General features: G+C 65.4%; 23 protein-coding genes and 1 pseudogene. 11 read left to right on the top strand and 13 right to left on the bottom strand.

What is annotated here, in order from left to right; translation table 11 throughout:
• Positions 1-150 precede the first annotated feature (150 nt).
• Both AC0Z9V_RS00895 and AC0Z9V_RS00890 read left to right on the top strand, forming a co-directional pair.
• Positions 151-303, top strand: coding sequence for a hypothetical protein (locus AC0Z9V_RS00895; RefSeq protein WP_485140430.1), 153 nt, complete (start codon positions 151-153; stop codon positions 301-303).
• A 73-nt stretch (positions 304-376) separates the two neighbouring features.
• Positions 377-1,135: a DUF7010 family protein gene (locus AC0Z9V_RS00890; protein WP_485140429.1), complete on the top strand. Its 759-nt coding sequence runs from the start codon at positions 377-379 to the stop codon at positions 1,133-1,135.
• A gap of 32 nt (positions 1,136-1,167) precedes the next feature.
• On the opposite strand, the gene otsB is transcribed toward AC0Z9V_RS00890, so the two are convergent.
• Positions 1,168-1,944: a trehalose-phosphatase gene (gene otsB, locus AC0Z9V_RS00885; protein WP_485140428.1), complete on the bottom strand. Its 777-nt coding sequence runs from the start codon at positions 1,942-1,944 to the stop codon at positions 1,168-1,170.
• 81 nt (positions 1,945-2,025) lie between these two features.
• On the opposite strand from otsB, the pseudogene AC0Z9V_RS00880 reads away from it, so the two are divergent.
• Positions 2,026-2,094 (top strand): annotated as a pseudogene (locus AC0Z9V_RS00880) (hypothetical protein); the annotation flags it as partial.
• 266 nt (positions 2,095-2,360) lie between these two features.
• Here AC0Z9V_RS00880 and AC0Z9V_RS00875 read toward each other — a convergent pair.
• Together AC0Z9V_RS00875 and AC0Z9V_RS00870 are read right to left on the bottom strand one after the other, a co-directional pair.
• Positions 2,361-2,774 carry a VOC family protein gene (locus tag AC0Z9V_RS00875; RefSeq protein WP_485141258.1) on the bottom strand — a complete coding sequence of 138 codons (414 nt, stop codon included), beginning with the start codon at positions 2,772-2,774 and terminating at the stop codon, positions 2,361-2,363.
• A 70-nt stretch (positions 2,775-2,844) separates the two neighbouring features.
• Positions 2,845-4,020, bottom strand: coding sequence for an FAD-dependent monooxygenase (locus tag AC0Z9V_RS00870; RefSeq protein WP_485140427.1), 1,176 nt, complete (start codon positions 4,018-4,020; stop codon positions 2,845-2,847).
• Between the two features lie 255 nt (positions 4,021-4,275).
• Between AC0Z9V_RS00870 and AC0Z9V_RS00865 the strand changes: the two genes are divergently transcribed.
• The 4 genes from AC0Z9V_RS00865 to AC0Z9V_RS00850 all read left to right on the top strand — a co-directional run bounded on the left by AC0Z9V_RS00865 (position 4,276) and on the right by AC0Z9V_RS00850 (position 9,162).
• A complete protein-coding gene (locus tag AC0Z9V_RS00865; RefSeq protein WP_485140426.1) occupies positions 4,276-5,316 on the top strand; it encodes an AAA family ATPase in 1,041 nt (346 codons plus the stop codon).
• 478 nt (positions 5,317-5,794) lie between these two features.
• Positions 5,795-7,189 (top strand): ABC transporter substrate-binding protein, encoded by a 1,395-nt coding sequence (locus AC0Z9V_RS00860; RefSeq protein ID WP_485140425.1) that lies wholly within the window; start codon positions 5,795-5,797, stop codon positions 7,187-7,189.
• Between the two features lie 63 nt (positions 7,190-7,252).
• Positions 7,253-8,209: an ABC transporter permease subunit gene (locus AC0Z9V_RS00855; RefSeq protein ID WP_133081758.1), complete on the top strand. Its 957-nt coding sequence runs from the start codon at positions 7,253-7,255 to the stop codon at positions 8,207-8,209.
• The gene (locus AC0Z9V_RS00850) at positions 8,206-9,162 is read left to right on the top strand and encodes a carbohydrate ABC transporter permease (protein WP_485140424.1); all 957 of its coding nucleotides are present in this window, start codon (positions 8,206-8,208) and stop codon (positions 9,160-9,162) included. Before AC0Z9V_RS00855 ends, AC0Z9V_RS00850 begins: the two co-directional genes overlap by 4 nt.
• A gap of 39 nt (positions 9,163-9,201) precedes the next feature.
• On the opposite strand, the gene AC0Z9V_RS00845 is transcribed toward AC0Z9V_RS00850, so the two are convergent.
• Positions 9,202-9,732: a sigma-70 family RNA polymerase sigma factor gene (locus AC0Z9V_RS00845; RefSeq protein ID WP_208740312.1), complete on the bottom strand. Its 531-nt coding sequence runs from the start codon at positions 9,730-9,732 to the stop codon at positions 9,202-9,204.
• Positions 9,733-10,240: 508 nt separating this feature from the next.
• On the opposite strand from AC0Z9V_RS00845, the gene AC0Z9V_RS00840 reads away from it, so the two are divergent.
• Positions 10,241-10,987, top strand: a complete 747-nt coding sequence (locus AC0Z9V_RS00840; protein ID WP_485140423.1) for a GAF domain-containing protein — start codon at positions 10,241-10,243, stop codon at positions 10,985-10,987.
• A 279-nt stretch (positions 10,988-11,266) separates the two neighbouring features.
• Complete coding sequence (locus AC0Z9V_RS00835; RefSeq protein WP_485140422.1) at positions 11,267-11,707, top strand: hypothetical protein; 441 nt, start codon at positions 11,267-11,269, stop codon at positions 11,705-11,707.
• A 150-nt stretch (positions 11,708-11,857) separates the two neighbouring features.
• Here AC0Z9V_RS00835 and AC0Z9V_RS00830 read toward each other — a convergent pair whose 3' ends face one another.
• The 7 genes from AC0Z9V_RS00830 to AC0Z9V_RS00800 all read right to left on the bottom strand — a co-directional run bounded on the left by AC0Z9V_RS00830 (position 11,858) and on the right by AC0Z9V_RS00800 (position 19,438).
• The gene (locus AC0Z9V_RS00830; RefSeq protein WP_485140421.1) at positions 11,858-12,589 is read right to left on the bottom strand and encodes a DinB family protein; all 732 of its coding nucleotides are present in this window, start codon (positions 12,587-12,589) and stop codon (positions 11,858-11,860) included.
• Positions 12,590-12,804: 215 nt separating this feature from the next.
• Positions 12,805-13,419: an ankyrin repeat domain-containing protein gene (locus tag AC0Z9V_RS00825; RefSeq protein WP_459289692.1), complete on the bottom strand. Its 615-nt coding sequence runs from the start codon at positions 13,417-13,419 to the stop codon at positions 12,805-12,807.
• A gap of 236 nt (positions 13,420-13,655) precedes the next feature.
• Positions 13,656-14,630, bottom strand: a complete 975-nt coding sequence (gene nrdF, locus AC0Z9V_RS00820; protein ID WP_133081752.1) for a class 1b ribonucleoside-diphosphate reductase subunit beta — start codon at positions 14,628-14,630, stop codon at positions 13,656-13,658.
• Between the two features lie 96 nt (positions 14,631-14,726).
• Complete coding sequence (nrdE, locus tag AC0Z9V_RS00815; protein ID WP_133081751.1) at positions 14,727-16,886, bottom strand: class 1b ribonucleoside-diphosphate reductase subunit alpha; 2,160 nt, start codon at positions 16,884-16,886, stop codon at positions 14,727-14,729.
• A complete protein-coding gene (gene nrdI / locus AC0Z9V_RS00810) occupies positions 16,883-17,356 on the bottom strand; it encodes a class Ib ribonucleoside-diphosphate reductase assembly flavoprotein NrdI (RefSeq protein ID WP_485140420.1) in 474 nt (157 codons plus the stop codon). Before nrdI ends, nrdE begins: the two co-directional genes overlap by 4 nt.
• A gap of 39 nt (positions 17,357-17,395) precedes the next feature.
• Positions 17,396-17,641, bottom strand: coding sequence for a glutaredoxin-like protein NrdH (gene nrdH, locus AC0Z9V_RS00805; protein WP_133081749.1), 246 nt, complete (start codon positions 17,639-17,641; stop codon positions 17,396-17,398).
• A gap of 516 nt (positions 17,642-18,157) precedes the next feature.
• Complete coding sequence (locus AC0Z9V_RS00800; protein ID WP_485140419.1) at positions 18,158-19,438, bottom strand: class I SAM-dependent methyltransferase; 1,281 nt, start codon at positions 19,436-19,438, stop codon at positions 18,158-18,160.
• Positions 19,439-19,720: 282 nt separating this feature from the next.
• On the opposite strand from AC0Z9V_RS00800, the gene AC0Z9V_RS00795 reads away from it, so the two are divergent.
• Both AC0Z9V_RS00795 and AC0Z9V_RS00790 read left to right on the top strand, forming a co-directional pair.
• The gene (locus AC0Z9V_RS00795) at positions 19,721-20,674 is read left to right on the top strand and encodes a LysR family transcriptional regulator (protein ID WP_133081747.1); all 954 of its coding nucleotides are present in this window, start codon (positions 19,721-19,723) and stop codon (positions 20,672-20,674) included.
• Between the two features lie 95 nt (positions 20,675-20,769).
• Positions 20,770-21,807: an SDR family oxidoreductase gene (locus AC0Z9V_RS00790; protein WP_485140418.1), complete on the top strand. Its 1,038-nt coding sequence runs from the start codon at positions 20,770-20,772 to the stop codon at positions 21,805-21,807.
• Positions 21,808-21,856: 49 nt separating this feature from the next.
• Here the strand turns inward: AC0Z9V_RS00790 and AC0Z9V_RS00785 are convergent, their stop codons facing one another.
• Positions 21,857-22,759: a methylenetetrahydrofolate reductase gene (locus AC0Z9V_RS00785; RefSeq protein ID WP_485140417.1), complete on the bottom strand. Its 903-nt coding sequence runs from the start codon at positions 22,757-22,759 to the stop codon at positions 21,857-21,859.
• A 121-nt stretch (positions 22,760-22,880) separates the two neighbouring features.
• The gene (locus tag AC0Z9V_RS00780; RefSeq protein WP_133081744.1) at positions 22,881-24,020 is read right to left on the bottom strand and encodes a phosphatase domain-containing protein; all 1,140 of its coding nucleotides are present in this window, start codon (positions 24,018-24,020) and stop codon (positions 22,881-22,883) included.
• Positions 24,021-24,094: the final 74 nt, after the last annotated feature.

The following is a 24,094-nucleotide window of genomic DNA, read 5'->3' as shown; positions in this document are numbered from 1 at the left end:
TCACCGGTGCTCGACGGCGGACTGCCGGCTCCTGCGGTGTCCTGGAAGCTGTCGACTCCACGCCTTCTGGGCCTGCCTGTACCGCGTTCTTGTATAAGGGGCCCTTTCAGGGTTCTTGTATAAGGGGCCCTTTCAGGATTGGATCGCTTCATGAACCCGACCCGGCTCAACACGAGCGCCTTACCGGAGAACCTTGCACTCCTGATCACAGGTATCGGCGTGGCGGCCGTCATCGTGGTGGTGGCGTGTGCGGTCGTGATGCACTACATCGACAGGTCCAAGGAACAGCGTTCCAAGCAGTAGGTCGGACGATGGGGTCCGATCCACGCTGCGCAACCTACTGATCGCCATCAGTAGCCGAGGGCTAGGGTGAGCCATGACGACCATCGTCGAGCCACAGTGGCTCGAACGATCCGGTACGTCCGGGAACCAGTCGTCGATCCAGCTCCTCGGTTCGATCACGACGGCAAGAGACCGCAACTGGAATGTCGCTCCCGACCACGAGATCGACGCATTCCGTGCCGTCCGCTCCCCTACGAAAGGTTGTCCGGTGGCCCGCAACAGCAGCACGACGTCATCTCCCGTCGACTCACCTCCCCGCTTCATCGACCCGAGGCGATGGGGAACCCTGATCGGATTGTTCGGTGCAGGTGTCTTCGTCTTCTCGTACACGCCGGGATTCGCAGGGTTCACGACGGTGGCCGCACGCATCCTGGTCATCGCTGCAATCACCGGTACGCTCTGGTTCCTCTTCGCCTCTCCGCGTTTCCTCGGCCCGTTCAGTGCTCCTCGTGGTCGGCACATCGAGATCTACCTGCTGTGCGTGATCATGGAATTCGCGCTCATAGCCTTCGGCACGGGACGGCTTACATCGTTGGGGAAACCAGAACTTCAGCCCGCGCTGATCGCCCTGGTCGTCGGTCTCCACTTCATACCCTTCGCCTGGGCCTTCAGGGAACGTATGTTCTACACGCTCGGTTCAGTCCTTGCCCTCCTCGGTGGTGCTGGTCTGCTCATCGGCACAGGAACCAGCGCACTGACAGCGGCGGTGGGAGCTGGGCTCATGATGTCGCTCATTCTGCTTGCCTACAGTCTGGGGATGTTCGCGGGCCCGCGACCGGGAAATGATCGATAGCAGGCACTGATGCCGCTGGGTTCTCCCGCTCGCTATCGGATGGCATTGTCGAGTCGCTGCAACCATGACTGGAACTTCTCGGGGCCGTCGAAGTGGGCACCGGGTAGTCTGCTCACGTCCGGAGCCATGTCAGGGCCATCGACGACGAGCGTGTAGCCCCCTGCTGAGGTTGCCACGTCGAAGGCAGGCAGGTCGCCCCGATCATCACCCGCGTACGCGACGGTCTGCAGTCTCCAGGTACTGATGATGCGTCGGAGTGCTGTGCCTTTGTCCTGCTGCAGGGGCATGCGGAGTTCCTCCACGAATTTGCCGGGTTCGCGCCGCAGCGCGTGAGTGTCGATCACTTCCTGAAGGAGCGGAGTGATCAACTTCGTCGCGACATCGCGGTCTGGTGCACGCCGCCAGTGAACGGCGACTGCGAGCGATTTGTCTTCGACGTATACACCCTCGACACCGTCCAACTCCCGGTGCAGCACCGCGGTGGCGTCTTCGACGGCGGTCATCCACTGTCGCGCTTCGGGAACGACCTCGATGCCGTGATCGGTGAGGTGTTCGAGACCGTAGGAACCATACAGTTCTACCCCTGGGATGGTTGCCCGCGCAGCGAGGAAGCCGGCCGGGCGTCCGGAGAGGAGGGCGACGACCGACAGCTTGGTCGCCAGACTCCTGAGGATCTCCTCGGTACCGTCCAGTAGCTCGCTGGCATCAGGATCATCGGTGATCCGGGAGAGGACACCGTCGAAGTCCATCACCAACCCGGCGCTCTCGTTCGTCGCCAGAGCTTGCACTACGGAGGTCTCCAGGTCCATGTATCCACCCTAGACCGACGGCGTCACTCACCATTCGCGTGGACGACCCTCGATCCGGGATGCGGAACGGGCATATTCACCGTGACTCCCGCAGGTGAAGGACGGGACGTCTTGAGTGTGGACCCGTCGCCCACCATGCTCTCCTACGCACAGCACAGGGAGGGAGCCGACACCGTCGAGTGGATCCTGGGTGACAGCGGAAGCGTTCCACGCAGCAGGCTTCGATGTCGAGGCCACCTACGGGACCTGGATGCGGACGCCGTTCGACGACACCTGCCCCCTCATCATCCTGATCGCAAGAGCACTCTGAGGATTTGTGTGCCGTTCACTCAGCGGCCTGCTTCGACCTGCGCACTTCGAGGCGCTCCACATGCACGACGAGAATGTCCACCTGACGGACGAACATTGATGCTCGCTCAGGCTACGAAGATGCAGAACGGATGACCAGCGGGATCGGCGTAGACGTATAACGGCTCGTTCGGGTCGTCCGTACGATCGAACCGGAGCTCTGCACCCAGTGCCAGTGCCCTGGAATGGTGATGCTCGAGCGCTTCCCGGTCGGGAACGGTCAGATCGAGGTGCATCTGCATCGGCACATCGGGCCTGGGCCAGGTCGTCCGCTCCAGGTGGTCGACCTGCTGGAAAGCGAGGGTGCTGTTTCCCTGCCCGTCAGTGAGAACGAGCCAATCGACATCATCACGCGTGCCCTCATCCGCGGGCTCGTCTCCTGGCCGGTACTGGAACCCGAGGAGTTGTCGGTAGAACTCCGCCAGCCCTCGCACATCGGTCGTGTCGAGAACCGTCTGCAGTATCCGAGGGAAACCGGTCATGAGCCGAGACTGACGTTCGACGGACACGAGTTGTGGTCTTCGGAGAACACCGCCGGTGACGTGTGCGTGCTCACGCCGTGGCTTTCCACGTGAGGACCGAGGCTCCTGCTTTCATTGCAGGTCCGGCGGGCACCGCCCTCATCAGGGTGTTCCGCACAGTGATTCCGATCCTGCTCTGCACGTCAGCTCCGACCTGCCCGGCGCGGCGCGATCGGCGGATCATTTTCTGGGTGCACGGGCGGCGGACTGCGTCGAAAGAGCGCACAGCGGATTGCAGGGGCACTCCCTCCCTGACGGGTCGACCGATCAGAAGCCCGATGCATGCGCCGTCCTCCAGGGAGGAGTTCGCTCCTTGCCCCATGGTGGGGATCATGGCGTGTGCCGCGTCGCCGATGAGCACCACCCGTCCGAAGATGTAGGTCCGAAGGTTCGGGGGGAGGTCGTAGACGTCGTGACGCATGACTCGATCGCCCGGGGTGAGTTTGATGAGGGGTCGTACGGGGTCCGCCCAGCTCCTGAAATGATGCATGGCGGCCGATTTTTCATCGGGCCGACGATGGCCTTCCTTCGAAGAGGTATAGCCGTACCAGTACACCTGGGCAGCTCCGATACGCACCGCTCCGAACTCTGTTCCCCGGCCCCATCTGACGACGAAATCCTCGGTAACCAGCGCGGAGTCGGCGACGATTCCGCGCCATGACGACTTGCCACTGAAGCGGGGCCCTGTTCCAGGAGCAACGAGGCCCCTGACAGTGCTGCGAAGACCATCAGCCCCGACGACGAGATCGGCGTCGTAGGATATGGTGCCCTTCGCGCTGACACAGTCCACTCGCGCCGTGGCTCCGCCCGGTGTACCCGGAGCGACGCTGACGACGCGGGTACCGCTCATCAACTCGGCCCCGTGGGTAGCGGCCAGCAGCGAGCCATGGAGGTCTTGTCGGTGGATCCCGTAGACCTCCTGGCCCGAACCGGACGCACGCGGTACGCGCAGCAACCATGAGCCGTGTTCATCGGTGGTACCGGCCATCCGCACCCGGTAACCGGCATCGCGGACAGCGGTGTCGACGCCGATGGATGCCAGTGCCGACATCCCATTAGGAGTGATTGTCAGGCCTGCACCGACCTCGGTGAAGGCTCGCGCCTGCTCGAGCACTGTCACCCTCCAGCCCTCGTGCAGAAGGGATACCGCCGCAGCCAGACCTGCAATGCCTCCGCCGACAACTACTGCATGGTGCTCTACCGTCATGACAACACCCTTCCGCTTGCCTCCACCAACCGGAGCCTACGCCGAGCAGCCTCCGATCACGGTCACGGGAACGCTGAGCGAGCAGAGCAGCAAGCTCTCACCTCGAACGATAGCCGCGCTCCTGCTCGCAGTCCGGGTGCGGTAGCTTGGACGCAATCCCGACGAATCGATGCATGGGCCGCTTCCGCGGCAACTCGTCAGGCCACTCACCGCAATCCATCCACTCCTTGCTCTTCCGTCGCTCAGGAGATACTCATGGCCCCAAGCCGCAATCCACTCGATGACCTGCGCGAGACGCTCGGCCATTTCACGGACCAGCTCAAATCATCGGGGTCGGACCGCGTCGAGGACCTGCGCGGCGAGTACTTCCCGGCGCGTCCCGGTCCCGCTCGCCCGCTGGCCGAGGTGCAGGCCGAACTCGACGCCCTGGTCGGGCTGGACACCGTCAAGGAGCAGGTGCGAGCGCTCGTCGCCCTCCTGCAGGTGCAGGCCCGTCGCAAGGCCCACGGCCTGCCGGAGGTCGCTACCTCCCAGCATCTGGTGTTCCTCGGGAACCCGGGTACCGGCAAGACCACCGTGGCGCGGCTCCTCGCCGAGATGTACCGCGCTGTCGGGCTGCTGCAGAAGGGACATCTTGTGGAGGTGGACCGGTCCGGCCTCGTGGGGCAGTACGTCGGTGCGACAGCCATCAAGACGGACCGCGTGATCCGGCGTGCCCTGGACGGCGTCCTGTTCATCGATGAGGCGTACGCCCTGACCCCGGAGGACGGCCGCATGGACTTCGGTCCTGAGGCCATCGAGGTCCTGCTCAAGCGGATGGAGGATCATCGTCACCGCCTCGTGGTCATCGTGGCCGGATACCCGCAGCTGATGGAGGCGTTCCTCCTGTCGAATCCCGGCCTGCGGTCGCGCTTCGCGCGGGAAATCACGTTCCCGGACTACTCGATCGACGCGCTCCAGACGATCTTCCACCAGATGCTCGCTCAGCACGAGTACGTCCTGGCGCCGGGGGCTGACGACATGCTGCGTCGCATCTTCTCGGGCCTCCATGTCGGTGAGGACTCGGGCAACGCCCGTTTTGCCCGGACGCTGTTCGAGCAGGCGCTCAACCGGCAGGCGCTGAGGCTGTCACTCGATGAGGGCCGCGACTTCGATGCGCTCGACCGGGAGGACGTCATGACGCTCACCGCGGACGATCTCGTCGAGGCTGCGCAGGCGCTGGGCGGCGAGCCGGAGCCGGAGCCCCGTTCCGAGCCGGAGCCGACGCACTGGTGGAACTGGCGGACCTGGCCGTAGCCGGCAAGGCCACCAGGTCCAATCCCAGGGATCCTCGTCCTCTACCGGTTCATCGTTCAGCCATTCCCCATCGAACCGCCACTGCAAGCCAGGAACCAATCGTCGATCGGCCCAGCACGAACCAGGCGTCGTCTCTTCCGATTCCGTGTCGCTGAACGGAGAGCGATGAGACTTCCTCGACCGGTCGGGAGCAACGCTGTCTCCATCGACTCACCCTGAAGCCTCGAGTCCATCAGCAGTCGAAGCGTGGCCGCGGAAGCGCCTCGTCATGGGAGGGTCAAAGTGTTGCTTCAGGACCTCCGCCAACGGGTCCGCTGCAGGGCTGCTCGAGCCGACTCCAGACGTGATCCTGTGCAGCTGTTTTCATCGATGACGGTTGGGTGTTGAATGAGCGCACCCCTTGCGGGGTCCACCGGCACGGTGTTCAGCCGACCGGGCGGAGAAGAAATTGTATCGGAATCTATGGATGGAAGAGGACATGATGCAGCGACGACACAATGGTGTGTATTCGTTCCTCGCCGTGACGCTCGTGGCGCTCACTGCGTGCTCGGGAGGATCCGGGGAAGAGTCTCCGGATCCTGATTCGCTGACGGTGTGGACGACGGAAGACCTGCCGGACCGGGTGGCTTCCCAGCAGGCCATCATGGATCGCTTCACCGAATCGTCCGGGGTCCAGGTGGAACTCGTCGCGATTGCGGAAGATCAATTGACGTCCGTGCTGTCCTCCTCGGCTGCCTCGGGTGAGCTACCGGACGTCATTGGAGCGCTCTCCCTGAACGGGATGAATCAGCTCTTCACCGATGGACTGCTGGACACATCGGCTGCGGCAGCGGTCGTGGAGGAACTCGGTACGGACACCTTTTCCGCCCGCTCCCTCGAGCTGACCTCGTCGGAGGACCAGCAGCTGTCGGTCCCCAGCGATGCATTCGCTCAACTCCTCTTCTACCGGCTGGATCTGTTCGACCAGGCGGGGCTCGACGTCCCGAACTCCTATGAGGCGATAGAGGCCGCCGCCGAAGAGCTGAACTCCGATTCCCTGGCCGGGATCGTCGCCGCCACGGCACCCGCTGATTCGTTCACCCAGCAGACGTTCGAACAGTTCGCGCTGGCGAACGGATGCGAATTGGTGGACGACGACGGCAACGTCACGCTGGACAGCAGCCAGTGCCAGGATGCCTTCACCTTCTACTCGGATCTCCTGCGCGAGTATTCCGTGCCCGGCAACCAGGACGCGGACACCACACGAGCGAGCTACTTCGCGGGCGAAGCGGCCATGACCGTGTGGTCATCGTTCCTCCTCGACGAACTCGCGGGGCTGCGCAGCGACGCCCTGCCCACGTGCCCGGAGTGCGCGGACAACCCCACCTTCCTTGCCGAGAACACCGGTATCGTGACCGCCATCAAGGGTCCCGACGGCGATGAGGCTGCCGGGTACGGCGAGGTGGTGTCGTGGAACATCCTCAACGACGCATCGCCCGCCGCGCAGGAACTGGTCACTTTCATGATGAGCGACGGATACCAGGACTGGTTGGCAGTCGCCCCCGAAGGAAAAATCCCTGCACGGTCGGGGACTGCTGACAATCCGACCGAGTACGCCGATGCGTGGCAGGGACTCGAGGCCGGTGTCGACACCAAGGCCTTGCTGTCCTCGGTCTATCCCGCCGAGACGCTCGACGAGATCACCCAGAGCACCGACCGTTTCAGGCGATGGGGCATCCCCCAGGGCCAGGGCGCGCTGGCCTCGGCGGTCAGCGGACAGTTCATCGCCCCGCAGATCATCGCATCCATGGTCAGTTCGGGCACCAGCGGCGAGGACGCGGCGAACCAGGCCCAGGACGAGGCCGAGACGCTGAAGAACGATCTGGGCCAGTGACGATCGTGGGCCCGCAATGGGTGCACCGCGTGTCCGCCACGGCTTGCCGCTGAGGAGCAGGAGATGACGTCGACTCCCACGTCCCGCCGGCGGACGCTGTCACAACGGGACGCACGCACGGGGATCCTCCTGATGTCCCCCACCCTGTTCATCGTGCTCGCCGTCGTGGTCCTGCCGCTGGTGTGGTCCATACTGATCGCCTTCCAGCAGTTGAGGCTGCTGGAAATCGGTACGGCGAGTCCGTTCCGGCCTCTGACGACGGCCAACTTCGAACGCGTGTTCGCCTCGGGGGAGCTCTGGGTGAGTCTTGGTACGACCTTTGTCTACACCGCGGGCTCTGTACTGCTATCCATCACCCTGGGCCTGATCGCCGCGATAGCAGTGCGCAAGCCCTTTCGAGGCAGGACCTTCGTCCGGGCAGCGTTCCTCCTGCCGTATGTGGCCCCGGTCGTCGCCGTCACCTTCGTGTGGCGCACCATGCTCAGTCCGCAGTTCGGCATCGTCAACGAAGCGGGGCAGTCACTGTTCGGGTGGGCACAACCCATCCCCTTCCTTTCCGAAGCGCAGCGCACCCTCGAGATCCTGGGTGCGGAGTTCCCGATACCGACCGCACTGATGACCGCGATCGCGTTCGAAGGGTGGAGGTACTTCCCGTTCGCTTTCCTGTTCCTCATGGCGCGACTCGAGGCACTGTCGGCCGAGACGGAAGAAGCGGCACTCGTGGACGGCGCCACCCCTCTTCAGTCCTTCCGCTACATCGTCCTGCCGCAACTCATGCCGGTCATCGCCCTCCTCGCGATCCTCCGGACCATTTGGACGTTCAACGAATTCGACGACATCTTCCTGCTCACCGGCGGAGCAGCCGGTACGGGCGTTGCCAGCGTCCGTGTCTACGAATTCCTCACCGTGCAGCGCAATGTCGGAGCAGCATCAGCACAGTCCCTCATCCTGTCCCTGGTCCTGATCGTGATGCTCGCCCTCTACATGGCACTGCTGCGCAAGCGAGGAGAACGACTATGAGTACGCCTGCTGCACAGACCCGACCCGACGCCCACAGCACCCCGGCGCCGACCAGCCGCACGGCGCCGTCACCGCCCCGGCGTCGCCCGACCCGCTATGCGCTCGAACGGAGGATATTCGCCGTTCTGAGGTGGGTCGTGATCGCCGGCTTCCTCCTCGTGACTCTGCTGCCGTTCTACTACATGGTCCTGCTGTCCCTGAAGCCGATCGAATCACTGCTACGCGACCCCGCGTCCGTGATCGTGACACCTGCGGAGTTCACCCTCAGAGCCTATGAACAGGTACTCACCCCCGTGTCAGCAGGCGGCCAGGGATTCGGGACCTTCCTGCTCAACAGCGCCTTCGTCGCCATCAGCGCAGTCATCCTGTCCCTGATCGTCGCGGTCCCCGGTGCGTACGCGGTGGCACGTCTGCCCTTCTTCGGGCACCGGCAGGTGAACGCCCTGTTTCTCGCGGCGTACCTCTTTCCTGCCATCGTCATGGCCATCCCGCTGTTCGTCCTGTTCACTCGTCTGGGACTCCGCGGTTCTCTCGTGGGCCTGGTGCTGGTCTACATCGCCCAGACAGTACCCGTCGCCATCTATATGCTGCGCAACTACCTCGAGACGGTTCCCGTCTCGGTCGAAGAAGCCGGTCTCGTGGACGGGCTGAGCCGCTTGGGCGTGCTCCGCCGCATCAGCCTGCCTCTCATCACACCCTCCATCATGGCTACCGGGCTGTTCATCTTCATGATTGCGTGGAACGAGTTCCTCTTCGCGCTCCTGTTCCTCGTGGAGAAACGTGAAAGCTGGACCGTTTCGCTGGGCTTGTCGCAACTGTCCGGAAGTGCGGAGATCCCCACGACCGTCCTCATGGCAGGCTCGGTGGTCCTCACGTTACCCATCCTGATCGTGTTCTTCTCGACAGAACGTCTTCTCACCGGCGGGCTGACCGCCGGCGCAGAAAAAGACTGACCACGCACCTCGCCGGCAGGCCTTCCGGATGGACCCTGCTCAGGATGGCTCTTTGTCGTGCTGCGTCTCCAATTCCCTGCGCAGTTTCCTCATTCCGTCGCGGATCCGCGTTTTCGCCGTGGGGGCGGGGATCCCGAGGTGCTCGGCCACTTCGTTGTAGGTCAGGTGAGAAAAGTACGCCAGGGAGATGGCTTGATGCTGCAGTGGTGACAGGACGGACATGGCGGCCTGCACATCCGCTGAGTTCTCCCGTTCCAGGACTGTTTCTGCGACCTCGTCGAAGCCGGTGTCCCAGTTGCGTCGCCCCCACTTCTCATCGCGGGCCCGGCGGGTAGTGTCCATCCGAAGGCGGTCCACCGCTCGGCGATGCGCGAGGGTCATGAGCCAGGACACCGGGTGGCCGAGCTCCGGCCGGTAGCGATCGCCCTGCTCCCACACCATCAGGAACACCTCCTGGGTCACCTCCGCGCAACTGTCGGGGTTCTGCAGTGTCTTGCGCACCATCCCGTAGACCCTGCGCGCGCACTGCTCGTACAAGATCTGGAAAGCCTCCGGATCCTTGGACCCCACAGCGAGGAGAACAGCAGCAAGATCCAGTGATGCATCCCCCGCACCGGGAAATGGGCCGCGACGAGCGGTGCTGGAACGGTAAGAGCTCCGCGGTTCGGGAGTGGAGCCACGGACGGCGAGAGGCAAGGTGGAGGAAATGGCGGGGCTTCCTGACTGAGACCGGAACCGGAGCGCTCGTGCCGCCGCTTCACAGGTGAAGAGCTACGCCCTTCGCCCTGAATGTAATCTGTTCCACCACGGCACGTCCACCGAACACACCAGTCTCAGCTGTCACAAGGGCCACCGCGGTTGCGCCAGCCCAGCCTGCCGTGCAGGTCATCATGACGGCACGAAGCACTGATACTGTTCGGGACGCGGTCGATCCTGCAGTGGGCGACGTGCCGTCGCACGCGCGTACTGGTTTAATGAGCAGGTTCATTGTCAGGGCAGGCAGCGCCGACGAGAGCAGAATTGCACAGGCAGAACAGGTGGAGGCATTGGAATGCGTGGAGGACCGCAGCGAGCGCTGATGATCCAGGCCATCGCCGCTGCGGCGCTGACGATGGACGTCATCACGGACCGGTACCTCACCTCGGGCGGCGCCGCGTCCCCTGAAGCCGTCAACAGGTACCTGAGCGGCCTGGGCGACCTCCCGTCCCGCGAAAGCGATCGACTCGCCGATACCGTGAACGACCTCGGCCGGAAGTCACCAGCTCTGCCGGTTCCCTATCTGAAGGAAGACACCGCCGGCGATTCTCCTGAACAATCACGACGCTCTCTCGGAGCCTCCGGCGCATTTCTGCTCTCCGACTCAGAACAAGAACAAGCACGCATCGACGCCGTCACCCGCACAAACCTTCTCGACACACCTCCCGAGGAACGGTTCGACCGCATCACCCACACTGCGCAACGCCACTTCGAGGTCAGCACCGCGATCGTCACCCTCATCGACGACAAACGGCAATTCCTGAAGTCGGTCATCGGCCCGGTGGAGCAGAACATGCCCAGAGCCCGGTCATTCTGCAACACCACCATCCGGACCCCTTCCCCACTCATCGTCCGCGACACCTTCCACGACGAACATTTTCGGTGGAACCCGCTCGTCCTCGGAGAGCCCTTCATCCGCTTCTACGCCGGATACCCGCTGCGAAGCCCTGACGGCTGGATCATCGGTACCCTCTGTGTCATAGACCAGCACGCACGCACCTTCTCGGACGCGGACGAGCACTCCCTGCGCCGCCTCGCGGAGATCACCGAACACGAACTCGCCGCCTGACCGAGCTCCCCACCCCCAACGCTTCCTGCACCGGTCAAGGGCGTCTTCATCCTTTGATGACGATGGCAGCCTTCACGGACCGCTATAGGGGTTACTGGGTTACTCCGCGCGGCAGGTAAGGACCTTGTCACGGTCCATTGACATGACGGAACAGTGCACTGATCCTATTGGGACGGTGGCAGTTCCCGTCGTGTGACCAGCATCTGCACGCCGGTCATCCCTGTGCTTCACCCCGGGTTGTGCCGTCATCCAGAAAGGATTCAACGTCGAATCGAGGACATGATGAACAATTGGCAACTCGCCTCGGCGCTTGTCACGGCAAGCGCTGTTGTTTTCACCGGCGCCGTTTCAGCATCAGCAGCAGCTTCAACCGGTGCCTCTGTGTACAAGCAGCTCGGATGCGTGGACTACGGCCACGTCGAGGTGTGCGGGACGATCCACTCCACCATCACGGTGATCGACACACCCTCGGGGCATGTGGTTATGCGCGGCAGCACCCGCTATGACACGACGACCACGTTCGATGAGGGCTACTCCTACTCGACAACAGGCTCCATGCGGTCCCATCTGTTAAGGAAAGACGATCAGAACACGGTCTATCATGACCAATTGACCGAGACCCTTGTCGACCCGCACCTGGGTATCTGCACAGCAGTCATCGATGTGCACTACGCCGCCGGCGAGCTCCAATTCGAACAACGCAGCTTCGAGTGCGTGTAGGGGCACTGCGCGGAAGCCGGATTCGATGATGCGGTCGAATCGTCGGCTGAGTGATTCGTTCGCCCGGACCGCCGCTGAGGCCAGAGGCACTGGATGAGCCTGGCCGTGTCAGCGGCCAGGCCAGTCTGGCGGGTAGGGCGGGCCACCGGCTCAGCCTAAGCGAGCGAGATCCCGTCGGATGTAGCGCAGGTGCGCCCACTCCTCCTCCAGGATCACGCGGATGCAGTCACCGACGCTGGGACGCCAGTCGTCGCCGCCCCACGGGTTCTCACGTTCTTCCGCGAGCAGGTCCGTCGTAGCCGTGGCCAGGAAGTCGGTCACCTGTCCCTGTCGTTCGGCCCGGACGTCGAGGATCTCCTCGTACGTCGGCGGGTCAGCGCGGAAGATCGACATGTCGAAGCCCATCTGGTCGGCGCCGGTGAAGATCTGCCCGAGTTCGTGGAACGGTTGCTGTATCTGCAGGATCCCGCCGCGGAGCCAGGCGTCTGTCGCCAGGATGAGGTGCCGTAGGGTCTGGGCCAGGGACCACTCGTCCTCCACATGGGCATCGACCAGGTCCTGCGGCGTGCCCGTCACCGTCTCCTGCCACGCGGACTGCACCGCCATCCACCCCTCGCGGAGGCCTTCGGACGTCTGGGCCTTCTGCAGCTCGCGGCCCGGGAACTGCCGGTTGAGTTCGGCGTCCACGAGCGGCACCACGTCGACGCCGTTGACGAACAGGCTGCCGAAGAACAGGTCATGACTGTCGATGTCGAGTCCGTCCACGTCGACACCGCGCATCGTCACACCACTGACGTCGGAGAATCGTAGGGTGGCGCCCTTGAAGTTCGCTTTGACGAAGGTCGCGCCCTCGAATTCCTTCGTGCCGGAATAGGTCGTCATCGCTCCATTATCAGCGCCGCCGGGGACACTTCGAGGCTGGGACAACACAGCGCGCGATCCTTCGAGGGATACAGGCGAGCAGGTGTTCTGGTGGCCCAGGCTACGACGGCGCCGGGCCGGGCCCACGTGCAGTCGTAGCCGTCGCGTACGATGTCCTCTGGATCAGCTCGTCGTCGGTGTGGTCGATCGATTCCGCAACGGCCCGGCACCTCCTATCAGGAGGATCGGAGCAGGTCGGCAATGGCCGTGAAGCCCAGCCGCTCCGCGTTCTGCAAAGCCGTTCTGCCCTCGACATCCCGGATGTCGGGATCTGCTCCCGCTTCCAGGAGCTGACGCACCACCTCCACCTGGTTCGGCCCACCGTCGTTGAGCAGGATGGCTTCCTGGAGTGCGGTCCAGCCGAGGTTGTTGACATGGTCCACATCGGTACCGGCGGCGATAAGGATGCTCACCGTCTCGACATAGCCGTGCTCACTCGCCGGAATCAGGGCTGTTCCCCCGTATCGGTTGGTGCTCCGCACGTCAGCCCCAGCGGCAAGCGTCAGTTGCAGGACCTCATTGAACCCCTCCGCTCCCGCGTACAGGAACGCGGAATCCTGGAGGTCGTCCTTGGCGTTGACATTCCCGCCCGCGTCGATGAGTTGGCGGACCCGGGTGGGATCATTCGCTTTCGCAGCAAGGATCAACTGACGGTCGACGTCCGCCTGGTCCTCGGGTGAGAGCGCCGGTGGCTCGAAGGGCGACACCGTCGCTGACGGCAGGGGCGCGTCGGGCGGCGGGTTCGACGGCGTGGCCGGCGTGGTCGGCCGCGACGGCGGCTCGGTCAGCACCGTGGGAGGAGCCCCGGACCGGGACGGCCGGCCCTCCGTAGCCGTCCCGGTCCGGGTCTCCTCCGACGACGACGAACCTCCGTCCACCGGTGCGCACCCGGCCAGAGCCAGGCCCGCGAGGAGGGTCGTCATCGTCATGGTCCAGAGGACCGGCGCACGCATGCGCAACGTCGATATCTCCCGGGCGGTGAGACCGCCCGGGTGCGACCGTTCGGCGCGCGAACGACGCCGGAGGGTTAGAAGTCCCAGTCCTCGTCCTCGGTGTTCACAGCCTTGCCGATGACGTACGAGGAGCCCGAACCGGAGAAGAAGTCGTGGTTCTCGTCGGCGTTCGGGGACAGCGCCGAGAGGATCGCCGGATTCACATCGGTCACGGACGACGGGAACATCGCCTCGTAGCCCAGGTTCATCAGCGCCTTGTTGGCGTTGTAGTGCAGGAACTTCTTGACGTCCTCGGCCAGGCCGACGGAGTCGTACAGGTCGTGCGTGTACTGGACCTCGTTCTCGTACAGCTCGAAGAGCAGCTCGAACGTGTAGTCCTTGAGCTCCTGGCGGCGCTCCGGCGTCGCGCTCTCCAGCCCGCGCTGGAACTTGTACCCGATGTAGTACCCGTGCACGGCCTCGTCGCGGATGATCAGGCGCACCAGGTCCGCTGTGTTCGTGAGCTTGGCGCGCGAGGACCAGTACATCGGCAGGTAGAAGCCGGAGTAGAACAGGAAGCTCTCGAGCAGCGTCGAGGCGACCTTGCGCTTCAGGGGATCATCGCCGCGGTAGTAGTCCGTGACGATGTTCGCCTTCTTCTGCAGGTTCACGTTCTCCGTGGACCAGCGGAAGGCCTCGTCGATCTCCTTGGTGGAGGCCAGCGTGGAGAAGATCGAGGAGTAGCTCTTCGCGTGCACCGACTCCATGAACGCGATGTTCGTGAGCACGGCTTCCTCGTGCGGCGTAACCGCGTCGGGGATGAGGCTGACGGCACCGACGGTTGCCTGCACGGTGTCGAGCAGGGTGAGGCCGGTGAAGACGCGCATGGTGAGCGTCTGTTCCTCCGGAGTCAGGGTCGCCCATGACTGCACGTCGTTGGACAGCGGCACCTTCTCGGGCAGCCAGAAGTTGTTCACCAGGCGGTTCCAGACGTCGACGTCCTTGTCGTCCTGGATGCGGTTCCAGTTGATGGCCTGGACCTGGTCGACGAGCTTCAGCTTCTCGCTCATGGTGTGTTCCTTGTCTGCGTGTAAGTAATGCCGGTGATACCGGTGGAGCCTGGAGTGTCAGGCCGGGCGGAATGCCCGGCCTGACGACTTAGTTGCCTAGAGCATGCAACTGACGCAGCCCTCCACCTCGGTCCCCTCCAGCGCGAGCTGGCGGAGACGGATGTAGTAGACGGTCTTGATGCCCTTGCGCCAGGCGTAGATCTGCGACTTGTTGATCTCACGCGTGGTGGCGGTGTCCTTGAAGAACAGCGTCAGGGACAGGCCCTGGTCCACGTGCTGCGTAGCAGCGGCGTAGGTGTCGATGATCTTCTCGTAGCCGATCTCGTACGCATCCTGGTAGTACTCCAGGTTGTCGTTGGTGAGGTACGGGGCCGGGTAGTACACGCGGCCCAGCTTGCCTTCCTTGCGGATCTCGATCTTCGACGCCACCGGGTGGATGGAGGACGTCGAGTTGTTGATGTACGAGATGGACCCGGTGGGCGGGACGGCCTGGAGGTTCTGGTTGTAGATGCCGTGCTCCATGACCGAGGCCTTCAGGGCACGCCAGTCCTCCTGCGTGGGGATGTGCACGTCGGCGAACAGCTCACGGACGCGCGGCGTCGCCGGCTCCCACACCTGATCGGTGTACTTGTCGAAGAACTCCCCGCTCGCGTACTTGGACTTCTCGAAGCCTGCGAACCGGCGGCCGGTCTCGATGGACATCAGGTTCGACGCCCGGATGCAGTGGTACACCACGGAGTAGAAGTAGATGTTGGTGAAGTCCAGGCCCTCTTCGGAGCCGTAGTGGACCCGCTCCCGGGCGAGGTAGCCGTGCAGGTTCATCTGGCCGAGGCCGATGGCGTGCGAGGCGTCGTTGCCCTTGGCGATCGAGGGCACCGAGCTGATGTGGCTCATGTCCGAGACGGCCGAGAGGGTGCGGATCGCGGTCTCGATGGTCCGGCCGAAGTCGGGCGAGTCCATGGTCTTGGCGATGTTGAGCGAGCCGAGGTTGCAGGAGATGTCCTTGCCCACGGAGTCGTAGGACAGGTCCTCGTTGTACGTGGTGGGCTCGGAGACCTGGAGGATCTCGGAGCACAGGTTGGACATGATGATCTTGCCCTCGATCGGGTTGGCCCGGTTCACGGTGTCCTCGAACATGATGTACGGGTAGCCGGACTCGAACTGGATCTCCGCGAGGGTCTGGAAGAACTCGCGCGCCTTGATCTTGGTCTTCTTGATGCGGGCGTCGTCCACCATCTCGTAGTACTTCTCGGTGACCGAGATGTCGGAGAACGGCATGCCGTAGACGCGCTCGACGTCGTACGGGGAGAACAGGTACATGTCCTCGTCGCGCTTGGCGAGCTCGAACGTGATGTCGGGGACCACGACGCCGAGGGACAGCGTCTTGATGCGGATCTTCTCGTCCGCGTTCTCGCGCTTGGTGTCCAGGAAGCGGTTGATGTCCGGGTGGTGGGCGTGCAGGTACACGGCGCCGGCACCCTGGCGGGCGCCGAGCTGGTTGGCGTAGGAGAAGCTGTCCTCGAGGAGCTTCATCACGGGGATGACGCCGGAGGACTGGTTCTCGATCTGCTTGATCGGCGCGCCGACCTCGCGGATGTTGGTGAGGGCGAAGGCGACGCCGCCGCCGCGCTTGGAGAGCTGCAGGGCCGAGTTGATGGACCGGCCGATCGACTCCATGTTGTCCTCGATGCGGAGGAGGAAGCAGGAGACGAGCTCGCCGCGCTGGCGCTTGCCGGCGTTGAGGAACGTGGGGGTGGCGGGCTGGAAGCGGCCGTCGATGATCTCGTCGACCATCTGCTCGGCGAGCTGCTCGTTACCGCGGGCCAGGTGCAGGGCGACCATGCAGACGCGGTCCTCGTAGCGCTCGAGGTAGCGCTTGCCGTCGAACGTCTTCAGCGTGTACGAGGTGTAGTACTTGAAGGCGCCGAGGAAGGTCTCGAAGCGGAACTTCTTGGCGTAGGCACGCTTGAAGAGGTCGCGGATGAAGTTCATCGTGTACTGGTGGAGCGTCTCGCGCTCGTAGTACTCGTTCTTCACGAGGTAGTCGAGCTTCTCCTCGAGGTCGTGGAAGAAGACCGTGTTGTTGTTCACGTGCTGCAGGAAGTACTGGTGCGCAGCCTCGCGGTCGGCATCGAACTGGATCTCCCCGTTCGGTCCGTACAGGTTGAGCATCGCGTTCAGCTCGTGATAGCCCAGGTCCTTGAAGCGGTCGGCCGCGGCAGCGGGTGCGCCCGTCTCCGTCTCTGCAACACTCATGTCCAAAACTCTTCCAATCCTTTGGTTACTCGGTCCACGTCCTCGGACGTGCCCATGACTTCGAATCTGTACAGCACCGGCACATGGCACTTGGCCGCGATGATGTCGGCGGCAAGACAGTAGGTCTCACCGAAATTGGTGTTCCCCGCCCCGATGACCCCCTTCAGGAGGCTGCGGTTCTGCTCGTTGTTCAGGAATTTGACGACCTGCCGGGGCACCGCGCCCCTACCGGTGATCCCTCCGTAAGTGGGGAGGACCAGGACGTACGGGCGGGTTGCCTGCAGGGTCGGCTCCTTGGTGAGCAGCGGCATGCGGGCGGCCCGGACCCCCAGCTTCGTGACGAAGCGGTGGGTGTTGTCGGAGACCGACGAGAAGTAGATCAGCGGGGCACCGGTGACCGGCCCCTCCCCGTCCTCGGCAGCTGCCGGATCAGCGGAGGTGGTGCGGTCGTCCACAGCGGTGGCGGTCATGGCCGATGCCGGTCCCGTGGAACCCTCTGAAGGATCCGTTCAGGCTACCGAGCTGACGACGGAGTCCGCGAGGGAGGCGATCTTGTCGGGGCGGAATCCGGACCAGTGGTCGTTGTCCGTGATGACGACGGGAGCCTGCATGTAGCCCATGGAGCGGACGCGCTCGAGGGCGGCAGGATCCTGCGAGATGTCGACGCTCTGGTAGGCGATGCCCTTCTTGTCCAGAGCCCGGTAGGTGGCGTTGCACTGTACGCAAGCCGGCTTCGTGTAAACCGTGACGGTCATGTCTAAGTCCCCTTTTCTCTACTGCTGTCGTGCTGTGTCATGGGTGGCGCGCGGCCCCGGAAAGGGGAAGGAAATCCGGGGATTTCCGCGCCTCCGGGCCCATGCCCGTCCAGCGGTTGTTTCTGTCCTTCGATACTACATCTAGTGCGGCCCGCTGGCGCAGACCCCAACATGATGTATTACAAGTATGTCATTCCGGGAGCGAGTAGTCCACACGATGTCCACAGACGGAGCCCTCCGGAAAGCCCGGAAACGTGCCGATCCGGCGCGTCCACAAGGCATCTCTCCACACGCTGTGGAGTACTTCCGCACAGGTGCAGAAACTGCCGTGTCGCGCTTCGTCCGGCGTGTCGCGTGCCGACGGTCGACGTCGTCGCATTGCCTCTGGACAGGCGTGCGCGCAGCGCGTACAGCGACAGCCGGTGCTGCTCCTGGCGAGCGGCACCGGCTGTCGGTGGGGCGCGTGAGCGGGCCGGCAGGCCACCCGGGGAGCGGGCGCCCGGCCGGGGCTGCCGTTCAGGGACGCCGGTCGAAGATCAGTTGCTGGACGTCGAGATAGCCGGCCTGGAAGCCCGCCCTCGAGTAGCAGAGGTAGAACGTCCACATGCGCTCGAAGGTCTCGTCGAAGCCCAGGGCCGCGACCTCGTCGTGCCGGGCGAGGAAACGCTCCTCCCAGAGGCGGAGGGTCTGCGCATAGTGGTCGCCCATCGAGAGGCGCTCACGCACCCTCAGGCTCGTGTAGCGGTCGGTGACGTCCTCGATCGCGCGGACGGACGGGATGAATCCACCGGGGAAGATGTACTTGTGGATCCACGTGTAGGTCCGCCGCGTCGCCATCATGCGCTCGTGGGGAAGCGTGATGGCCTGGACCGCGACCCGGCCGCCCGGCGCGAGGACCCGATCGATGGTCTGGAAGTAGACGGCCCAGAACTCGTAGCCCACGGCCTCGATCATCTCGACCGAGACGACGGCGTCGTACTGACCCTCGACCAGCCGGTAGTCCTTCAGCTCGACCCGCACGCGGTCCGCGAAGCCGGCCTCCCTGATGCGCTCCTCGGCGAGTTCCTTCTGCTCCCGGGACAGTGTCACGGACACGACCGTCGCTCCCCTGGCCGCGGCACGGAGCGCCAGTTCGCCCCAGCCGGTGCCGATCTCGAGGACACGGGTCCCCTGTCCCACGTCCGCCTGGTCGAGCAGGCGGTCGATCTTCCGCTGCTGCGCGGCGGCGAGCTCGTGCCACTCGACATGCAGCAGGTCCTTGCCGGTCGCGTCGAACAGGGCGCTCGAGTAGGACATGGTCGGGTCGAGGAAGAGGGCGAAGAGTTCGTTCGACAGGTCGTAGTGCCGGGAGATGTTCGAGCGCGTGTTGGCCGTGCTGTTCCGTTCACGGCGGGGCGGCTTGGGCAGGTAGAGACCGCGCAGCTTCTGCAGCGGGACGGGTACGAGGTGCGCCGCACGCGCGGCGAAGACCTCGAGGACCTCGGTGAGGTCCGACGCCGTCCAGTCCTCCGCCATGTAGGACTCGCCGAGGCCGATCAGGCCGTTGTCCCCGAGCCTCGCGTAGAAGTCGGCGGGCCGGTGGATGCGCATCTCCGGCCGCGGTCCGCCGCCGGGCGCGCCCAGCACGGTGCCGTCGTCGTGAATGACCCGGAGCTGGAGGGTGTTCACCGCGGCGGAGAAGATCTTCTCCGCGACCGTCGCGGCGATCCTGTTCCTCGCTCCGGCGGGGACGCCGGCGATCCCCGGCCAGACCGCCGGATCGACGTCCGCCTGCGAAGGAACAACTGTGGTGCTCATCGAACTACCTCCCGGGTCCACAGGCGCTCCCTGCTGGTGGGTAGCCGCCGTCGCCAGAGTCTAATCTCCTGCCCGAGGATCTCCAGCGCCACGTAACGCTGGGACATCAGGCCGGCCGGCGACACGTGGACGGCGGGAACGCAGCAGATCGCTGGTGGCCACGGGTAGGCTCGACGGGATCCGTTCGTCCTCCCGGGGCGCCTCGTCCGGCGGCGGCGCTGGTGGGGGTCACATCACGCGAGCTGGCTCGCGACGGGAGTCCCACCACCGGGAGAGTGCTACTTGGTCAACCCGATCCACCTGCGGACCCTGCTCGAGGTGATCCGCCATGGATCGTTCAGCGGGGCCGCCACGAGTCTCGGCTACACGGCGTCCGCCGTCTCGCAGCAGATGTCGGCCCTCGAGCGTGACACGGGCGCCACGCTGTTCACCCGGTCCGCCCGCAGCGCCGTCCCCACGGACGCAGCCGTCGCGATGTCCCGGCACGCGGCGAAGGTGCTCACGGACATCGACGCGCTGCTCGCCTCCACGGCGCGCTCCGGCAGCGGACCGGAGCACGAACTCAGGCTCGGCATCTTCCCGAGCCTCGCCACGTTCGCTCTGCCGCGGCTGCTCCGCATGCCGGAGTGGCAGCGGCTGGGTGTCTCCCTGCGCGTGTTCGTCGGCGAACCCGCACACACGATCCAGGGGCTGAGGACCGGCGGAGACCTGGACCTCGCCCTCGTCTACCAGGTCGGGCAGGCCGGACTGGCCTGGCCCTCGACGCTCAGCCGGCAATGGATCGGCGACGACGACTTCCGGGTCATCCTGCCGGCGAGCTGGGGAATCCGCAGCGGTTCCAGGGTCACCGCCGACCAGCTCGCGGACATGCCGTGGATCATGCACCACCCGGGCACGGCGGACGCCACGGTCATCGAACGGCTGTTCGCGAGCTGCAACCTCCATCCGCGCATCGCGGCGTACTGCGACGACTTCAACGCGAGCCTCGAACTCACCGCCGCGGGCCTGGGGGCGGCGCTGGTGCCGGAACTGGCCATGGTCAACCGGCCCGACGGCATCGTGGCCCTCGACGTCCCCGAGATCCGGCTGGCCCGCAGCATCTTCGCCCTGCGGACGGGCGACGCCGACGACGCCAGGGTGCGACTGTTCATGGACCAGCTGGCCGAGATCCTCCGGAGCCAGAGCATCGGCCCGAAGCACACGGCGCCGGGATACGCACCCACCTCGGGCCGCTGAATCCCGTATTGCATGCGCCCTCGCGCCGTCCGTACCGTCGGGGCAGGCGTGGGCGCCGGCCCGCGGGCTTCCACAGCGTCCGAGGAGGACCCCCAATGCGGATCAAGAACAGCGTTGTCGTCATCACCGGGGCGGCGAGCGGCATCGGTCGCGCGACCGCGCTCCGGTTCGCCCGCCGCAGGACGAGCCTCGTCCTCGCGAGCAGACGCGTGGAGGCACTCGAATCGCTCGTCGCCGAGTGCGCGGCGCTCGGCTCCCGCGCCATCGCGGTCCCCACCGACACCTCGGATCACGACGCCGTGCAGGAGCTGGCGAGCAGGGCGGTCGAGAAGTTCGGGCGGATCGACGTCTGGGTGAACAACGCCGCCGTCTCCTTCTTCTCGCCGTTCCTGGAGGTGCCCCTGCGTGACTTCGAGCGCGTGATCGACGTCAACGTCATGGGCTACGTCTACGGTGCACGGGCGGCTCTCGAACGGATGCAGGACCAGGGCTCGGGCGTACTCGTCAACGTGGCCTCGATCGTCGGGGAGGTCCCCCAGCCCTACACCTCCGCGTACTCGGTGTCGAAGGCGGCGGTCCGCGCCCTCGGCGTCAGCCTGCGGTCCGAGCTGACGCTGGACCGGAAGAAGCACATCCACGTGTGCACGGTCCTTCCGCCGACCATCGACACCCCGTTCTTCAACCACGCGGCCAACTACACGGGCCGACGCGCCGTGGCCATGCCTCCGGTCTACAGCCCGGATCGCGTCGCGAAGACGATCCTCGACGTCGTCGAGGTGCCGACCCGCGAAGTCGCCGTCGGGCGGATCGGCCGGTCGATGGTGCGGCAGCACCGCCTCATGCCGGGGCGGATGGAGAAGCTGATGGCGCACCAGGTGGAGCACACCCACCTGTCCAGGACGGAACCGGCGGAGGACTCGACCGGGAACCTGTACGGCCCCTCGCTCGATCCCGCGAATGCGGCGGTCACGGGCGGATGGAGCGGAAGACGCCGCACCGCGCAACGCCTGGTCCTCGGTACCGTCCTCGCGGGAGCGGGTGCCGTCGTCTTCGCCGACACGCTGAAGTCGGCGGCTCCAGCGGTGACGGGGGCCATCGCCGCCGCGGGCCGGGCCGTCGCCAGACCCTCCTGAACGTCGAACGGGCAGGGGGCGCCGTAGCCCCGGGGGTGCGGGTGGTCGGTCACAGGGAAGCGGCGAGACCGGCTTCCGGGGGTCGTTCGAGGTCCAGGGCGTCGAGCACGTCGAGCGCGGCGGAGTGCTCGTTGAAGGTATAGAGATGAAGGCCGGGAGCGCCGTCGTCGAGCGCCGCCCGCGCGAGTTCGACGGTGGCGGCGACGCCGACCCGACGACGCTCGTCGTCGGTCCGGGCGCCGTCGAGTCGCGCCTGGAGTCCCTCGTCGATGTCGATCCCCGCGAGTCCGCCGAGCTTCTTCAGCCGGCGGGAGCTCGTCATCGGCATGACGCCGGGGATGATCGGGATGGTGACACCGGCCCGACGGGCACGGGCCACGAGCCCCGCGTAGTCCGAGGAGTGGAAGAAGACCTGGGTGATGGCGAAATCCGCGCCCGCCGCCTCCTTGGCCAGGAGCACCTCGATGTCCTGCTTCACGCTCGGCGAGTCGGGGTGCCGCGTGGCGTACGCCGCCACTCCCACGGACACCCTGCCGGCGGCGAGGTGTGCGGTCCGCTGCGCCTCGACCTCGCGGATCAGGCGGACGAGTTGATCGGCGTGCTCTACCTCGCCCGGCTGTCCCTCGGACCCCTCGGGCGTATCACCGCGGAGGGCGAGGATCCCCCGGACCCCACCGCCGATGAGCCGTTCGACGATCTCGGTCAGTTCGGCACGGCTGCTGCCGACGGAGGTCAGGTGGGCCAGCGGTTTCAGTGTGGTCTCCGTGAGCAGCCGCCGCAGGAGATCGACCGCGGTCTCCCGGTTGCTGCCGGCCGCGCCGTACGTGACCGACACGAAGTCGGGGCGGGTGCGCTCGAGGCGGCGGATGGTCGTCCACAGCGCGTCCTCCGCCGCCGCGTTCCGCGGCGGATACAGCTCGTAGGACAGCGCCGGATACGTGGCAGGCGGCATCTGGATTCCTTCCCGTACGTGTCGTCCTCTGGGTGCGGCGAGTTCGGGCGACGGAGGCGGCGTGTGCAGGACGGCGGGTCCCCGGCCGGCCGGGATCAGGACGATGCCCGGAGGGGCGGGGTCAGTCCGCTTCCTCAGGCACGTCCGCCGAGCGCACTTCGCTCCGGATGATGCCGAGTTCCTCCAGCTTTGCCGACATCCCTGCTCCGTCGGGAGCGTAGATCCACGGGATCCCCGGTGTCGTCGGCACCCCGGCCTTCGAGCGGCCACCCGCGAGCACCGCCTCTCCGACCGACAACTGACGGATCGCGATGGCGCGGACGTTCTGCGGATGGCGCTGCGCGAACTCCGAGTAGATCGCCTCGTCATGCTGGCCGTCGTCGCCCACCAGCAGCCACTTCACGCCGGGGAACTCCTCGGCCAACCGCTCGAGCGACGTCCGCTTGTGTTCCTGGCCGCTGCGGAACCAGCGATCGCGGGTGGGCCCCCAATCGGTCAGGAGCTTGGGCCCGGCAGGATAGAGATTGCGGGAGAGGAAACGGGAGAGGGTCGGCGCGACGTTCCAGGCACCGGTCGAGAGATAGAGCACCGGCGCCGACGGCAGCGTCCTCACGATCCGCTCGTACAGCACGGCCATGCCCGGCGTCGGCATGCGTGCGTGCTCATCGAGCACGAAGGTGTTCCAGGCCGCCAGGAACGGGCGCGGCAACGCGGTCACCATCACGGTGTCGTCGATGTCGGAGACGACGCCGAAGTCCGTCCCGTCCGCCACCACGCGCATCGGGGCTTCGACGACCCTGGAGGCACCGGAATGGAGCGAGATGGTGTGCCAGCCCGCCTCGAGGTCCACCGGGATGCGAGCGTCGACGATGCCGCCGCGGTCCGCCGTGACGTCATGGACGACGCCGTCGATGGTCACATGCACGACGGCGTGGGCCACCGGAGCATTCGTGAAGTTGCGCCAGCCGCGCATGCCCTCCTTGATCGGCTTCAGGGGGCCGTCTTCCGGGCCGTGCCCGGTGTCCCTCGGATCGCTGAGGACGACGCGCGCCAGTACCCGGACCCACGACGTCGTGCCGTACCCGGTGTAGGGGATGACGGTCTCGACCCGGCCGCGCCGGACGGCGAGGCGCGTCTGCAGCCTCAGCCAGGCGTCGTCGAGGCGGACGGCGAGGTGGCGTCCCTCCGGTCCGGATGGCGTCGTACTGCTGTTCTCGGCGTCGGCTGATGGGTCGTGAGGCTCCGCGGGGCGTGGACACATGCCCACCAGTCTGGCACGAGCGGATGTGGCCCACGACCCTGCCGCGCGAACGCGTACGATCCGCGTCGGCTGCA

The organism is Arthrobacter sp. UYP4, from assembly GCF_057291175.1.
Note: the sequence above shows the minus strand (reverse complement) of the source record. Positions and strands in the feature narration are given on the sequence as shown.

Coding starts and splice junctions, on each gene's coding strand:
- AC0Z9V_RS00855 (WP_133081758.1), top strand. CDS start 7,253: ATGACGTCGACTCCCACGTCCCGCCGGCGGACGCTGTCACAACGGGAC.
- nrdE (WP_133081751.1), bottom strand. CDS start 16,886: ATGAGTGTTGCAGAGACGGAGACGGGCGCACCCGCTGCCGCGGCCGAC.
- AC0Z9V_RS00870 (WP_485140427.1), bottom strand. CDS start 4,020: ATGACGGTAGAGCACCATGCAGTAGTTGTCGGCGGAGGCATTGCAGGT.
- AC0Z9V_RS00890 (WP_485140429.1), top strand. CDS start 377: ATGACGACCATCGTCGAGCCACAGTGGCTCGAACGATCCGGTACGTCC.
- nrdH (WP_133081749.1), bottom strand. CDS start 17,641: ATGACCGTCACGGTTTACACGAAGCCGGCTTGCGTACAGTGCAACGCC.
- AC0Z9V_RS00790 (WP_485140418.1), top strand. CDS start 20,770: ATGCGGATCAAGAACAGCGTTGTCGTCATCACCGGGGCGGCGAGCGGC.
- nrdI (WP_485140420.1), bottom strand. CDS start 17,356: ATGACCGCCACCGCTGTGGACGACCGCACCACCTCCGCTGATCCGGCA.
- AC0Z9V_RS00895 (WP_485140430.1), top strand. CDS start 151: ATGAACCCGACCCGGCTCAACACGAGCGCCTTACCGGAGAACCTTGCA.
- AC0Z9V_RS00850 (WP_485140424.1), top strand. CDS start 8,206: ATGAGTACGCCTGCTGCACAGACCCGACCCGACGCCCACAGCACCCCG.
- nrdF (WP_133081752.1), bottom strand. CDS start 14,630: ATGAGCGAGAAGCTGAAGCTCGTCGACCAGGTCCAGGCCATCAACTGG.
- otsB (WP_485140428.1), bottom strand. CDS start 1,944: ATGGACCTGGAGACCTCCGTAGTGCAAGCTCTGGCGACGAACGAGAGC.
- AC0Z9V_RS00865 (WP_485140426.1), top strand. CDS start 4,276: ATGGCCCCAAGCCGCAATCCACTCGATGACCTGCGCGAGACGCTCGGC.
- AC0Z9V_RS00785 (WP_485140417.1), bottom strand. CDS start 22,759: ATGCCGCCTGCCACGTATCCGGCGCTGTCCTACGAGCTGTATCCGCCG.
- AC0Z9V_RS00780 (WP_133081744.1), bottom strand. CDS start 24,020: ATGTGTCCACGCCCCGCGGAGCCTCACGACCCATCAGCCGACGCCGAG.
- AC0Z9V_RS00860 (WP_485140425.1), top strand. CDS start 5,795: ATGATGCAGCGACGACACAATGGTGTGTATTCGTTCCTCGCCGTGACG.
- AC0Z9V_RS00875 (WP_485141258.1), bottom strand. CDS start 2,774: ATGACCGGTTTCCCTCGGATACTGCAGACGGTTCTCGACACGACCGAT.
- AC0Z9V_RS00800 (WP_485140419.1), bottom strand. CDS start 19,438: ATGAGCACCACAGTTGTTCCTTCGCAGGCGGACGTCGATCCGGCGGTC.
- AC0Z9V_RS00835 (WP_485140422.1), top strand. CDS start 11,267: ATGATGAACAATTGGCAACTCGCCTCGGCGCTTGTCACGGCAAGCGCT.
- AC0Z9V_RS00840 (WP_485140423.1), top strand. CDS start 10,241: ATGATCCAGGCCATCGCCGCTGCGGCGCTGACGATGGACGTCATCACG.
- AC0Z9V_RS00830 (WP_485140421.1), bottom strand. CDS start 12,589: ATGACGACCTATTCCGGCACGAAGGAATTCGAGGGCGCGACCTTCGTC.